Here is a 14882-nt window from a genome sequence, read left to right on the forward strand (position 1 = left end):
TATTTAAAAGCGGGGCTCGAAAAAAAAATAAAACTTATTATTTAATGGGCTTGCCGTCGACGTCAAGCTCAATAATAGGATAACCCAATTGCTGAAGACCTGGTAAAATCCGGGCTTTATCACCCACTACCAAAATTATCATATGGTCGGTATCCAGATACTTTTTAGCCAGTTGATTAATTTCGGTTGATGTAATGTTATTTAATATACTGCTTTGCTCTTCTACATAAGATGGTTTAAGTCCATACTCCTGTATACGTGATAAGAATGCCGCTTTTTGCCCGTTAGTTTCGTATCGGCGTGCATCGCTTTGGCCTATAGATGTTTGGGTGAACTTTAATTCATCCGGCGTAATACCGCTTTGCCTGTAATTTTTTATCTCTTTTATAAATTCAACCACAGCACTGTCGGTTGATGATGCACGTACACCTGCCGATGCTGTAAAATCACCACCGTATTTACCGGAGCTGAATCCGGAGCGTGCACCGTAGGTCCATCCTTTGTTTTCACGCAAGTTAAGGTTGATGTGGCTGTTAAATGCACCACCTAAAATATAATTAGTTATACCCAATTTATAGTATTCGCCGGTTGCATCATAATTCAGATTATCCAGATAACCTATACGAATCTCTGATTGAGCCGCTCCCGGTATATCTACAAGGTATAGCGTTGTTTTATCAAAGGTGTTACCTGCAGCCGGAGTAGGAAGATTTACTTTTTTAGCTTTCCAACTATTAAGGAAAGCAAGGCTGCCTCGTGCTGTGCCCTGGTTAACATCGCCTACAACCACTATTTGTGTTGCTGATGGAGAAAGATAATTATCGTAGTAATCCTGAACATCCTGTAAGGTAATACCGGCAACAGTTTCTTCATTGCCATCGGTAGAAATAGTACGCACATTATCTATTCCATACAATATTTTTTCATAAACCCTTGTGGCTACACCTGCAGGCTGCGTGCGGGCCTGTTTAAAGCCTTCCAGTATTTGTTTTTTGTTACGGTCAAGGGCGTCCTGAGTAAATTTCGGGTTAAATAATTTTTCCTGTAATAAAGCCATGGTTTTATTCAGGTTTTTGGTTAACGACGAAACAGTAATTGTAATATCATCATCTGTGGCATATACACCTATGCGACTGCCCAGTTTTTCTAACTCTGCGCTATATTGTTCGGCAGTATAATTCTTGGTCTCTTCGTTCAACATGCGGGCCACTATGTTAGCTAAACCAGCTTTGGACGGATGGTCTATAGCATACAAGCCACCACCTTTAATGGACATCGACATAGATACAGAAGGTATCTCGGTATTTTGTGTGCCGATGATCTGAATACCGTTAGGGGTTGTAGCAGTCCAGATGGGAGGGACCTTAATAGCCGGATTTGGCCCTGTACCAGGCTTTACCGATCTGTCAAAATTGTCTGTTGGTTTGTGGTAAGCTAATCCGCTATAACCGTAATCCGGCGCTTTATAGTGGGTGGTATCTACCGTATAATTGTCAGCTCCAGCGGGTTGAACATCGCCGCTTTTTGGCAATACGCTTAATATTACGGCAGCTTTATTTTTAATATACTGGTTGTAAACCCTCATTACATCCTCTTTTGTTACCGACCGTATATCATTCAATTCGCGTCCGATTTGGTTAGGATTTCCTGTAAATGTTTGCGCTGCAGCTAATTCGGATACTTTTCCGCTTACACTGGCTAAACCATTAATAAAACTCGACTCAGCACCCGCCTTAAAACGTGTGAGGTCATCATCAGTTACGCCTTTTTGCTCAAATTCAGTAAAAGATTCATCCACCATTTTTTTCATTTCGGGCAATGTTTGTCCGGGGAATGGAACCACTCTGACAGTAATTTCTCCGGCTAACTCCGTATTTGATGAATTCATGAAAGCCTGTGCAGCTTTACGCGTTTTAACAAATTTTTGATAAAAAATAGAGTTTTTACCCTGACCGATTATTGAGGATAGTACATCAAGAGCGGCCTGATCTTTATCATACATTTTTACACCGGGGTAGGTGATGGAAAGTAAAGGTAATTTTGCATAATTATCGGTATAAGAAACGTAACGGTCTGCGGTGAGCACAGGTGCAGGCAGTGATACATTTTTAACTGTCGGACCGGAAGGGATATCGCCAAAGTATTTGCTCACCCATTCCAGTGTTTGTTTAGGATTAATATCGCCACCGATAGTTAATGTTGCGTTATTAGGACCATACCAGCGCAGGAAAAAGTTTTTAAGGTCGTTTACGTTTACTTTGTTTAAATCTTCGATATAACCTATAGTTAACCACGAATAGGGATGACCGTAAGGATAGAGATTTTTTGAAGTGTATTCGCTGGCCAAACCATACGGGCGGTTGTCATAATTCTGACCACGCTCATTTTTAACGGTTGCACGCTGTACCTCAAATTTCTTTTGGGTTACGGCATCCAGCAAAAATCCCATTCTGTCAGATTCCAGCCACAATACTTTTTCTAGCTGATTAGCAGGAATGGTTTCGTAGTAGTTTGTACGGTCGCGGTTGGTTGATCCGTTTAACGTACCGCCTGCTTCTGTAATGATCTTAAAATGATCGCCATTAGCAACGTGATCTGATCCCTGGAACATCATATGTTCAAAAAAGTGGGCGAACCCCGATTTTCCGATCTCTTCCCTTGCAGAACCTACATGATAGGTAACATCTACGTGTACCAAAGGGTCGGAATGATCTTCCGTTAAGATCACGGTTAGTCCGTTAGGAAGTTTATACTTCTCATAAGGAATTACTATCTCTGTACCCTTGCGGGTGATCTTTTCTATAAGTTTAGGTTTGGCTTGTTGTGCCGACGCCGCAAAGGTGAGAAACAACACCGATTGCGCTAAAAGTGAACTTTTTAAAAGTTTATTCATGTTTAGTTTTAGTTATCAATAAAACGCAATTTAAGTAAAATATAAAAGATTTAATACTTGTGATAACTATATATAGCACCTTATGCTTAAGTAACAAAACTGCTATAATGACCATGCTTTTTAAAGCATAATAATGATGTACCTGCACCAGATAAAAAAATAAGCTTTTGTTAATGAATAGATTAGCCCAATGGATGTAAATTCTTTAAAAATAAATTTGTGTGCTTTATTAAAAAAGCTACCTTTGCAGACCCTTTCGGGATGTAGCGTAGCCCGGTATCGCGCCACATTTGGGATGTGGAGGCCGCAGGTTCGAATCCTGCCATCCCGACAACAAGCGATACTAAGTAGTATCAAAACCCTCTAAATTGTATGATTTAGAGGGTTTTTCTTTTTATTTCAGCCTAATTTCTTCAAGTTATATCTAAGAATGAGACCTAATTTTAGGTAAGTTATTAGCAATAAACAAAATATAGCGAGGAAAGCGGATGTTTATCCTTTTATAAACTCTCTAAAACAAGACAGGTGTTCCGGTAGTTATTTCCACATGAAAACAGCAATGGAGCAATTGCCTAAGCAGGAAACAGGGCGGCAGACGGACTTTACACATGAACAAAAACTTGAAGATGTAGAAGCAGCGCACCAGGCGTTTGTAGTTTCCGCGGGCAGGTTATTGTCTGTGAACAACTGGCATGCTTATGCTGGTGCCGGATCCGCTAAGTTTACGCTTTGCAATAATCAGGGCCAGGAAGTGGAAGTAATGGCGGAAGAAGGTTTTTTCTTTAGTATAAACCTGCCCGGGCCGGGTTCTGATGCAGGCGACGGACAGGAATGGGTAATGATAGAAAAGCTGATTTCGGAAGGCAGTGCGCATACGGCGGAGGAATATGTGTTGATGACGGTAAGGCCAGTTCCTGATCCGCGGAAAGCTGATGAGACGATCGCGCATTTTTTTAAAGATGTATCTACGAGTACCTTTATCGTGCGCCGAGACGGTTTAACAGTAAGCGCGGGCGCACACGGACGAAACGAAACGCCTAACAACGGAGATGTGGATCTGCATGACAAGATCCGTAATACCGCCATCGCGCTGATGGCCCGGGTAGGTTTGTCAGGTCCGCAATGGCAAAAACTGGTCAATGGTTTGATCGATTATAAGGAATAAAAGGGTTCTTTCACTTCCCGAAAGTAATCGAAGTGATGATCAAATTTTTATCTGATCAACCTGCCCAGATGCTTTAATTTTAACCATTTTATTAAAACCATTTTTAAACCTTCAGTTTCACTATCGGGTTAAACCTTATCGCTCTGGCTATCTGTAAGCATACCGTTAAAATAACTATAGCTATAGATATGAACAGCGCAATTACAAAAGGAATTATGGATATATTAATCCTATAGGCAAATGTTTCTAACCATTTGTGCGCAATTATCAATGAAACCGGCCAGGCTATAATATTCGCAATTATAACTATATAGAAAAAGGGTTTGCTTAATACCATCGTCAACTGCTTACCTGTTGCACCAAATACTTTTCTAATAGCAATCTCTTTAATTCGTAAACGTATGGCGTGTGCTGCAGATGAAAAGAATCCTAATGCGGCTATAAATACAGCCAATGCCGAAAAAAACGTAAGCACTGTTTGTAATTGCTCCTGCTTTACAAAAAGCTGTCCGTATAATTCATCAAGAAAATGGTAATTAAAATTATCTCCGTCGAGCGTGTTAATATCCTTCCATTCACGGCTTAAAGTCGCCAGCATGCCCGGTATTGCTTTGTTTTCAGCACTTATCATAATTTGGGTTTTAGATAAGCCGCAATTATCGTTCATCAAGTATACCGTTGGCTGAATGTTTCCTTCAAATCCGTATGCTTTAACATCCTTAATCACGCCTATTATTCTGTATTTGCCTCCGCATCCTTCTATCGTTTCACCGGTAGGTTTCTTTAAAGCCATAAACTTAGCGGCAGTTTCGTTAATTACTGCGTTTGTAGAGTCGCCAGGTATGGGTGATGAAAAAGCGTGACCTTCGGCAAAATGGATATTTAAAGTTTTAAAATAATCATAGTCCACACTAATAGTATTCATGGAAACCGCTTTATTTTGAATCTCATATTCATGTGAAGCGGGCATTATACCACCAGGTACATTTGATGCAACAGTTACATTTTTTACGCCGGGTATAGCTTTTATACGGTTACGCACAGCTTCGAATTTTCTGGGGTTATTATACAGGCTGAGGTTATCTATATAAACCACTTGCTTAGCCGTAAAACCGGGGTCCTTCGTTTTCATAAAAGTAACCTGCTGATTAATAACTATCAGTGTTATGATGAAAACTATAGCAAAGGTGAACTGAAGCGCTGTTATTGAACTTCGAACCCAGGATAGTTTGCCACCTCCGGTAAACTGATTGCTGCTTAGTACCTCGGTCGGTTTAAAGCCTGCCATTACTAAGGCCGGATAAATTCCCGCTAATAACGTAAGAGAGATTAATGTAAGCAGCAATTGGGATATAATACTGACGTTAATACCCGACATTAATAGATTAACCCGCAATAACTGATTGAAATAGGGAAAGCCAATTATTACAATTACAAAGGCGGTGATTAAAGCAATAACACATTGAATAAATATTTCCAACAAAAATTGGAAAGCTATCTGCCTTTTTACAATGCCGTTAACCTTTTTAATTCCGACTTCTTTTGAACGTTTATTAGCTTGAGAAACATACAAATTGGTAAAATTAACGCCTGTTACGATCAGTATAATAATAGCCAGCACCATCAAACTATTTACGATCTGGTTGTTTACATGCGAACCATAATGCGGTTTTAAATGCAGGTTTTTTAAGGGATCCAAATAGATAGCTGCACCTTGTTGGTTTAAGGCTTCCTTAACTACGGAGTTAGTATCTGCCAATGCGGCTTCTCTGTATATTTTATCTATTTTTTTTGAAAGCAGATTAACATCCGTATTGGGCCTTACCAGTAAATAAGTTTGATAGATCTGTGTTGCATAGCTTTGGTCTTTCCCCGAAGTAATATCATTGGAGAAACCTATACAATCAAAGTTGAAATTGGTATTACCGGGTACGTCAACTACGCCGGCAACTATAAAGGGCATTCCCGACTTCGACATCATGTTCACTGTTTTATTTATAACATCACCTTGTTTAGGAAACAGGATGTCAGCCGTTTCTTTTGAAAGCAGGGTAGTGGGAGTAGTACTGTTAGGGTCTAACTTAAAACCTTTGGGTTTAATGCCTAATATTTTGGCGATGGAATAATCGGCACCTACCCATTTTTTGATCAGGAACCTTCCTGACGCAGTATAAAACGGGATCTGAAACAGCGCCGTATTCATTCTTCCTGCTTCTTCCACTTCCGGGCACTGACTTTTTATTGCCGCTGCTAACAGTCCGGGTGTGTAGGGTGATGGACCGTTAGGCATTTCCCGTTCTACTAAATATATGCGGTTAATGTTTTTATTCCATTGATCGTAGCTGGTTTCATGATCAACGTATAGTGTTACAAATATAAACGCTGCCAAACCCAGTGCTAATCCGGTAATATTTAAAAGATTATACCATTTACCTTTTAGAAAAGAGCGCAATGCAATTTTGAGATCCAGTTTATTCATGCTATTCTTTTTTACTAAAATAGTACAGTTAAAACAACTATTATTATTTAACTCACTTATTTTATACTCAATACTTTATTTTGATGGTTATAGCCTAATGTATTATGTCAATTTAATAATTACTCCCTTATAAATCCCTTAAAATAACTATTTTAGGCGGGTTATGAATAAGGAAACTAACGGTAAGGTGCATGATCGGAAAAAGATATTTGTTTTGGATACTTCTGTAATCCTTTATGATCACAACGCCTTCGAAAATTTTCAGGAACATGATGTAGCCATACCCATCCAGGTGCTGGAGGAACTGGATAATATGAAAAGCGGTAATGATACCCGCAATTTTGAGGCTCGCAGTTTTATCAGGCTGATGGATAACATGTCCAAAAATCAGTTGATCAACCAGTGGATACCGCTAAACGGCAAAAGCAAGGGTAATTTTAAGGTGATAATGGATGCCAAAAATACCAGTGCAGATGCCGAGATGGTGTTTGGATCCGAAAAGATCGATCATCGTATTTTAAATGCCGCGCTTGGGGTACAGTTCGAAAACCCCGATAAAAGAGTAATACTGGTATCAAAAGATATTTGTCTGCGTTTAAAGGCAAAGTCGCTCAACCTGAACGCCGAAGACTATGAAACAGGTAAGGTCAAAAATCTGGAGGAGCTTTACAGTGGTAAAACCATCCTTAATAAAGTAACTGAAAAACTGCTCGGCAAACTGAATAAAAACGATTCGGTTCCGGCAGATAGTTTTAACATATCCTTTAATACGGGTAATCAGTTTTGTATACTAAATAGTAAAAACGGAACCGCATCAGGTTTTTACAATTCCCTAACCGGGCAGGTTGAAAAAGTTACGGAACAGCCAGTGCTGAATATATTTCCACGAAATCTAGAACAGGGATTTGCTATACATGCCCTGATGCACCCGGATATTAAACTGGTAACCATTCAGGGAAATGCAGGTACAGGTAAAACCTTACTGGCGCTTGCCAGTGCTTTGGAGCAGCGTAAGCATTACAGACAAATATTTGTTACGCGCCCTATAGTACCCTTAAGTAACAAGGATATTGGCTTTTTACCGGGAGATGTAAAGTCGAAGATTGATCCGTATATGGCCCCGATATGGGATAACCTTAAATTTATTAAAGATCAGTTTATTGATGACGAAAAAATGCAGGCTAAAATTGATGAACTGGTCACTAACGAAAAAATATCCATTACACCGCTTGCGTTTATTCGTGGCCGTACACTAAGTAAAATTTTCTTTATTGTTGATGAGGCGCAGAATTTAACACCTCATGAGGTAAAAACCATTATATCAAGAGCTGGTGAAAACAGCAAGTTTATTTTTACCGGGGATATTTACCAGATAGATACTCCATATCTTGATGCGGAAAGTAATGGTCTGTCTTATTTAATTGATAAAGCAAAGGGGCATCCGCTGTATGCCCATATCACCCTGCAGAAAGGCGAGAGGAGTGAACTTGCCAATTTAGCTACGGAACTGTTGTAAGTTATTTCAAAATATCATCGGTAACCTTGGCAATATCCAGAGTTATTTTATTGATAAAGCCTAATTGTTCATTCAGCAGCATATCATCTGCGGTAATATTGGGGTTCTTAATTTCCGGCATTGAATTTTCACCTTTTTTATATTCTGTTGTGTCATTACTACCGGCATCTTCTCCTTTAAACTTGTTCTCGATTTCTTTTAAAACCGCAATACTTTTTTTTATGAGTTTACGGGTGTCAGTATTTGGTTGTTGGGGACCGGCTTTTATAAGTGCAGACGCAATATTTGCCGTATAAGACGATAAAATATGATTAAGCACAACAAATTTGTGAATATCCTTAATGTTATGCTGTTTGCTTTTGGGTTCCGATGTCATACGCTCAAATGTGGCGGAAAGGTTGGCGGAATTAACATACACATCTTTACGGGCGAGCTTGTATTCTGTCAGCTCTACAATTTTACCCGAAACACTGTCGGAAATTTTCATCAGGTAATTAATATTGGCACTGATCACCGACCTCAGGCTTTCGTTAATTTTCTGGAACTCCCATGTAGGAAATAATAAATAACTGGCTGCAAACGCTATGGACGATCCTATAATTGTATCAATTATACGTTCCTGCGCCACATTAAGTAACCCAACTCCTAAAAATTTAAATAATATTAAAATATATGGCGTCATAAATATAACGCTGACAATATAATTTAAGCGGATAAAACTATAAGTACCCATCATTAATACCAGCAGAATTATAAATTGCGCTGTTTTATCAGGGACAAAAGTTAATATCAGTATTCCAATAACGCCACCGCAAATTGTGCCTATAAGTCGCTGGTAATTACGCTGTTTAGATAAACTGAAACCCGGTTTAAGGATGACTATAATGGTTAACAATACCCAATAACTATGATGGCCCAATGATATGCTTTTCGCAGTGATAAACCCGGCTATACATACTAAGGCCACGCGTAAAGCGTGTTTGAACGTGCCGGAGCTAAAACTTAGGTTATCAAAAAAAATGTGTGGAGCGTAATCCTGCTGCGGCACAAATCTGGAATACTCAACATTTGCATTATTATCTACCAGGTTCACTGACGCTTTGGAATGATAATATTTATAAATATTAGATACTATGCTGCTCATATCTCTGAGGTTTATAAATATTTTCATCAATACCAGGTTACCGGCTTCCTTATGGTCAATGCCCGTATCGTCAATCTTTAGTTTTAAATTTTCGAGTCGTGTAGTAAGACTATCCAATTTTTCCGGTCTGGTATTAGCTAAAATGCCATAGCCAATATTGTCCAGTTCATCGGCAATATGATTCAATAAGGCAGCTATTTCCTGTAATACCCCTGAATCCTTAAATTTTTCACGTATATGCACATAGTCATAGTGTGTGGCCATTATTTGCTCAAACATATCCACCAGGTCAATAAAAGTAAGTACCAGTATTCGACTTGCCGGGGTAGATTCTTTTACCATCAGCCTGCTTTTAAAAAGTATTTCCCGCACGGCATCCTGATGATTGCTTACCTGTATCTGTTGTGATACCAGTTTACGGTAATTATCATCTAAATTGGTTTCAGGTAAATAGAACGCAGCTCTTATTCTTAAAAAGCGGGATATGTCAGCAATGTTCTCAGCAAGAGTTTGCTGTGCGGCGCGGTAGGGCCTTATTCTAAAAAATAACAAACTAAAAGCCATGTACCATAATCCGCCGGATAAAATTATAAGGCTTATAACTGGTACCTGAGATGGTGAAGCTTCTTTATCCATCATCAATATCATTATCAGTAAAGCCGAGGTGCCTATTGATGCAGCGCGATTGCCATAAACCGCCAACATGGAAAAAAGAAAAGAAAATAGAAATATCTCTGATCCTAAAGTGTAAATATTAAGACGGGCAAAGCCGGTTACCAGCGCAACAACGAATATGCACACATTGCCCACGGCCATGGCATTGCGTTTGTATAAAATAGGGCCAGGGCCATCAACTATGCCAATACATAATGCACCGAGAGAAATGGTTATACCACGTTCAAAATAACCCAACTCAGCCATTATAAGGGTAGGCAGCAAAATGCCTATCGTCATGCGCAGCCCGTCAGAAAAATACTGGCTGTAAAAAAAGCTTTTTATTTCCTTTAAATTTATGGTCATCAGCCGTTATATATTCCCCTTTTTAAAGCATTGCAAATTTAATAATTAAAACTTGCCATTATTTTATAACAATTTTCGTTTTTAAGGGTATTATTAGTAATAATTCGCTGTTTTATTCGGCTTAATTAATTTAGTTAGTTAAATTCACGCCAATATTGTTGCGGTAATAATAATTATCATTCTAATTCCTTTTTATAGTTATGCCAAATTCTTCAAGGCTCAATCAACGAGAAACTACATTTAACTACGAAGTTGTAAAACGATTTGAATTATATAACAGTTTGTTTCAAACCCTGCCTTTTTATCAGGTAAAGGATACCGGCATACTTCTGCCTTTTTTTAGTTCGCATTGCGACAAAGAAGTGGCTAAACATATAGCGCCAACAAAAATAATTGAATCATTTTTTAAAAAATACGTTCCGGATATTGATCATCGTGAGCAGATAAATCGTCTTTTCAGATTTATTCAGTATATAGAAAGGCAGGTAGTTTTATTTGATGCAATTGAGGATTCCTCGTTCGGCAAGGTAGGTAAAGCAGATGATACCGGAACCTTGCAAAGTTTGGTGCAACAGGCGTCAGCGAGTGAACCGGCCCGCGCAAACATCAGTAAGAAACTTAATGATTTTTCGCTGAGATTGGTCTTAACCGCACATCCAACGCAATTTTATCCGGGTACGGTATTAGGGATCATGACCGACCTGGTTGAAGCTTTAAAAACAAATGACATTACCAATATTGATGTTTTATTGCAGCAATTAGGTAAAACGCCGTTCTTCAATAAAACATCCCCCACACCTGTTGACGAGGCCATTAGCCTTGCCTGGTTCTTAGAGAATATTTTTTATCATGCGTTAGCGGCAATACAATCAGATCTGGAGCAGGAGTTCGAGATAGATGACAATCACCAGGTATTGGAAATGGGTTTTTGGCCGGGTGGCGACAGAGATGGTAACCCGAACGTTACTACTGATACTACGCGTGAGGTGTCGTCTTTCCTTCGACAAATAATATTCCGTTGTTATTACCGTGATTTCAGACTTTTTAAACGTAGGATAACTTTTCGCGGATTTGGTGATACTATTACTGATCTGGAGAAGCTTTTATACGATAATGCCTTTAATCCGCAGGAAAACCCTAAAGATCTGCAACCCGAAATGCTAAGTTTACTGAAAAGCATAAGGGAGACACTGGTCAACAACCATGATAGCCTGTTTGTAAATGTAGTAGATAACTTTATACAAAAGGTGCAGCTATTCGGGTCATATTTTGCCACGCTTGATATACGCCAGGACAGCCGTGTATTACGAAGCGTTTTTGATTACTGTACAAAAAATATTGAAACAGGTGTGCCGGCTGATTATAATAATCAGGATGAGGAGGGCAAAATAAATGCGTTGCCATTTAACGAAGCTGATTTTGTTTGCCCTGATGACGCAGGAGACATGACTTGTGATACGCTGAACACTATCAGGTTGATGAAACAGATCCAGTATTCTAACGGAAAAAAAGGCTGTCAGCGTTTTATTATCAGTAACTGCCAACGCGCATCAGATATATTACAGCTTATTGATCTGTTTTTGTGGAGCGGCTGGAAAAAGGATAGTTTAACTGTTGATTTTATGCCACTTTTCGAGACCGTAAATGATCTTAAACATGCTGCCGGTATAATGGAGCAACTGTACACCCATCCGTTTTATAAAGAACATTTAAAGAGTCGGAAAAACAAGCAGACCATAATGCTGGGCTTCTCTGATAGTACTAAAGACGGCGGTTATTTAATGGCCAATTGGTCTATTTATAAAGCAAAAGCTGAACTTACTGCAATGGCGCGTAAGTATGATATCGATCTGGCATTTTTTGATGGCAGGGGCGGTCCGCCTGCAAGGGGCGGAGGTAAAACCCATCGTTTTTATGCATCAATGGGTAACGAAATAGCTAACGATCATATCCAACTTACTATACAAGGTCAAACAGTTAGTTCGCAATATGGCTCTATTGAAACAGCACGATTTAATACAGAACAATTAATAAATGCGGGCATTATCTCCGCAATCAATCCTAACCATGCTGATAAATTGAATCAGGAAAATAAGGCTTTAATAACGGATATGGCCGAGGAAAGCTACAAGCTTTTCATGAACCTGCGTGAGCATCCGTTATTTGTTGAGTATCTGGAAACGTTTAGCCCTTTAAAACTGTTATCACAAATTAATATCAGCAGCCGTCCAACCAAAAGGAATGCCTCTGCTAAGTTGAAGCTTGAAGACCTCCGTGCCATAAGCTTTGTTACTTCGTGGAGTCAGCTTAAACAGAGTATCCCTGGCTTTTACGGCGTAGGCACCGCTCTTAAAAAAGTTAAGGATGAGGGTAAATGGGAGCAAGTTAAGGAGCTTTATTATGCATCAGGATTTTTAAAAACCATGTTTGATAACTGTATGATGTCCATGTCAAAATCCGATTTCAGAGTAACAGCATATATGGAAAAAGATCCCAAGTTTGGTGAATTCTGGAAAGGGTTACGAGATGAATTCGAATTAACCAAAGCCATGCTGCTGGAATTGACAGGCAGTAAGGCGATTATGGAAGAATTTCCGGTTGAGCGCCGTTCCATCGCTATACGCGAAAAGATCGTATTGCCATTGGTAATTATTCAACATTACGCCTTAAATTGCCTTACTCATACTGATGACGAAGAACTGAAAGGCATTTATAATAAATTAGTTGTTCGTACGGTATATGGTATTGTAAATGCGGGCCGTAATTTAGCTTAGGTAATTGGAGCATCGGCTGTAATCATGTAATTGTAAAATTAATCCGGGTTTTTTTAAACAGGATAGGCTTGTGTTTGTTAAACCAATAACATAAGCTTAACATTTTACGATGAAAAAAATTATTTGTATAGCATTAACATTATCGGTCTTATTTTCAGTAGAAGCTTGCCATAATAATTCCAGGCAAGCAAAAAATTATAATAACAAAACATCTGTTGATGGTGAAGGGCTTACTTTTTTAAAGAACGGCCTGGAAGGTAGTTACGCTGAAATAAAATTATCACAGCTTGCGGAGCAAAATTCACAAAATAGCGAAGTGCTTGATTTTGCAAAAATGATGATTACCGATCATAGTGATATCGTTAACGATATGGAACAACTTGCTAAAAAAGAGAATGTAATTACAAGTGACTCTTTGACACTTGCACATCAGCAAATGATAGATCAGCTAAAAAATAAAACAGGAGCCGATTTTGATAAAACTTATATGCAAACCATGGTGACAGATCACGAAAAAGCTGTTAAGTTATACGAAAGTGCTACTACAGATAAAAATCATAATATCCAGGATTTTGCTTTAAAAATACTTCCGAAAATTAAGGAGCATTTAACTCAGGCAAATGATTTGTGTACAGATTTAAAATAGCTTAAGCTGTTGCGATATAGGAGGTTGAGCCTTTCCGAAAACTGTGCGACCCCCATATTTCCAGGAGTTATTTCTTTCTTTTTCGATCACTTCGTCAAAATTTGTATTGGGTATAAAATCTTTTTCCGCTGCCTGGGCAATAACGGTAAGTCTTTTTAACGCATCCTTTTTTTCTGAATTCCCTATTTTGGCCTTATGTATAGCGTTTTGCAGTGTACCTATTGTTTCGTCATAAATCTTTAAAGGAACCGGGAAAGGGTGTCCGTCCTTACCACCATGGGCGAATGAAAAACGTGCAGGATCTTTGAAGCGGGAAGGTGCTCCGTGTATCACTTCGCTTACCAGTGCCAATGATTGCAAAGTTCTGGGTCCTAAGCCCTGTAACAGCAGCAGATCTTCAAAGTCTTTGGGTTCCTTTTCATGAGCAAGCCATAAAACCGATCCTAAGCGTTTCAGATCAACATCCCTGGATTTAACGTCGTGATGGCCCGGCATTACCAGTTTATTTATTTCCTTAAGCATTACGTCGGGCCGTTCCTTAGCTATATGCATAACGCCCACCCTGCTTTCGCTTGCTTGCTTATCAGCCATATTAAGTATATAGCCGTTATTTTGCCCGTAAATACAAGTATGCGGATCTTCTACAAATGATGTTAACTGCTCAGAGTGCCAGTGGTATCTGCGGGCTGTGCTGCTGCTATCGCGCATGCCTTGCTGTATAACTGTCCATTTGCCGGTATCACTTAATATAAAGTTATGTGTATATAATTGAAAACCATCCTGTACGGCAGTGTTATCTACCTTAGCGCTTAATTTACTGCATCTTACCAGGTAATTTCCATCAAGTCCGGTATGATTACTTATGTGCATCAGCTCTTCGGGTGTGCGTTTACTGTGCCTGCCTTTGCCGCCGCAAATGTATATGCCTAATTCGCGGCTAATGGGATTAACAGCTTTTTTAAGTGCCCCCATTACTGATGTAGTAATACCAGATGAATGCCAGTCCATACCCATAACAGCGCCAAGGCTTTGAAACCAGAACGGATCGCTTAGCCGCCTTAGTACCTCATCTTTACCATAATCAATTACGATATTTTCTACTACAGCAAGCCCCAGCTTAGCCATTCTTTCGGCCAGCCAAACAGGAACATGTCCATAATGTAAAGGAAGATCGGCACTACCGGATCGTTTCATGCTAACAAATTTAGCAAAAAAACTCGTTGATTAGAAAGAGATGAAGAAGAA

The 14882-nt window shown here is 39.2% G+C and carries 8 protein-coding genes and 1 tRNA gene; 5 read left to right on the forward strand and 4 right to left on the reverse strand.

Translation table 11 applies throughout. The annotated features are described in order from the left end of the window. Positions 1-37: 37 nt before the first annotated feature. A complete protein-coding gene (locus I5M19_RS17070) occupies positions 38-2893 on the reverse strand; it encodes a M16 family metallopeptidase (RefSeq protein WP_200067566.1) in 2856 nt (951 codons plus the stop codon). A gap of 257 nt (positions 2894-3150) precedes the next feature. On the opposite strand from I5M19_RS17070, the gene I5M19_RS17075 reads away from it, so the two are divergent. Further along, a tRNA-Pro gene (locus I5M19_RS17075) sits at positions 3151-3224 on the forward strand. Between the two features lie 216 nt (positions 3225-3440). Then, a complete protein-coding gene (locus tag I5M19_RS17080; protein ID WP_200067567.1) occupies positions 3441-4058 on the forward strand; it encodes a hypothetical protein in 618 nt (205 codons plus the stop codon). 103 nt (positions 4059-4161) lie between these two features. Here I5M19_RS17080 and I5M19_RS17085 read toward each other — a convergent pair whose 3' ends face one another. Then, positions 4162-6537, reverse strand: coding sequence for an ABC transporter permease (locus I5M19_RS17085; RefSeq protein ID WP_200067568.1), 2376 nt, complete (start codon positions 6535-6537; stop codon positions 4162-4164). A gap of 163 nt (positions 6538-6700) precedes the next feature. Between I5M19_RS17085 and I5M19_RS17090 the strand changes: the two genes are divergently transcribed. Next, positions 6701-8053: a PhoH family protein gene (locus I5M19_RS17090; protein WP_200067569.1), complete on the forward strand. Its 1353-nt coding sequence runs from the start codon at positions 6701-6703 to the stop codon at positions 8051-8053. 1 nt (position 8054) lies between these two features. On the opposite strand, the gene I5M19_RS17095 is transcribed toward I5M19_RS17090, so the two are convergent. Continuing rightward, positions 8055-10217 (reverse strand): FUSC family protein, encoded by a 2163-nt coding sequence (locus I5M19_RS17095; protein WP_200067570.1) that lies wholly within the window; start codon positions 10215-10217, stop codon positions 8055-8057. A gap of 200 nt (positions 10218-10417) precedes the next feature. Here I5M19_RS17095 and I5M19_RS17100 point away from each other — a divergent pair, with 200 nt between their 5' ends. Next, positions 10418-12991, forward strand: coding sequence for a phosphoenolpyruvate carboxylase (locus I5M19_RS17100; protein ID WP_200067571.1), 2574 nt, complete (start codon positions 10418-10420; stop codon positions 12989-12991). 109 nt (positions 12992-13100) lie between these two features. Then, positions 13101-13637 (forward strand): DUF4142 domain-containing protein, encoded by a 537-nt coding sequence (locus tag I5M19_RS17105; RefSeq protein WP_200067572.1) that lies wholly within the window; start codon positions 13101-13103, stop codon positions 13635-13637. Here I5M19_RS17105 and I5M19_RS17110 read toward each other — a convergent pair. Further along, positions 13629-14831: a DUF763 domain-containing protein gene (locus tag I5M19_RS17110; protein ID WP_200067573.1), complete on the reverse strand. Its 1203-nt coding sequence runs from the start codon at positions 14829-14831 to the stop codon at positions 13629-13631. The two genes, I5M19_RS17105 and I5M19_RS17110, sit on opposite strands and share 9 nt — an antisense overlap. Between the last annotated feature and the right edge of the window lie 51 nt (positions 14832-14882).

This window comes from Mucilaginibacter segetis (assembly GCF_016522075.1).
Lineage (GTDB): Bacteria > Bacteroidota > Bacteroidia > Sphingobacteriales > Sphingobacteriaceae > Mucilaginibacter > Mucilaginibacter segetis.

Excerpts from the sequence above, each read along its gene's own strand:
- I5M19_RS17080 (WP_200067567.1), top strand. The coding sequence starts at position 3,441 with ATGAAAACAGCAATGGAGCAATTGCCTAAGCAGGAAACAGGGCGGCAG.
- I5M19_RS17070 (WP_200067566.1), bottom strand. The coding sequence starts at position 2,893 with ATGAATAAACTTTTAAAAAGTTCACTTTTAGCGCAATCGGTGTTGTTT.
- I5M19_RS17090 (WP_200067569.1), top strand. The coding sequence starts at position 6,701 with ATGAATAAGGAAACTAACGGTAAGGTGCATGATCGGAAAAAGATATTT.
- I5M19_RS17095 (WP_200067570.1), bottom strand. The coding sequence starts at position 10,217 with ATGACCATAAATTTAAAGGAAATAAAAAGCTTTTTTTACAGCCAGTAT.
- I5M19_RS17110 (WP_200067573.1), bottom strand. The coding sequence starts at position 14,831 with ATGAAACGATCCGGTAGTGCCGATCTTCCTTTACATTATGGACATGTT.
- I5M19_RS17100 (WP_200067571.1), top strand. The coding sequence starts at position 10,418 with ATGCCAAATTCTTCAAGGCTCAATCAACGAGAAACTACATTTAACTAC.
- I5M19_RS17085 (WP_200067568.1), bottom strand. The coding sequence starts at position 6,537 with ATGAATAAACTGGATCTCAAAATTGCATTGCGCTCTTTTCTAAAAGGT.
- I5M19_RS17105 (WP_200067572.1), top strand. The coding sequence starts at position 13,101 with ATGAAAAAAATTATTTGTATAGCATTAACATTATCGGTCTTATTTTCA.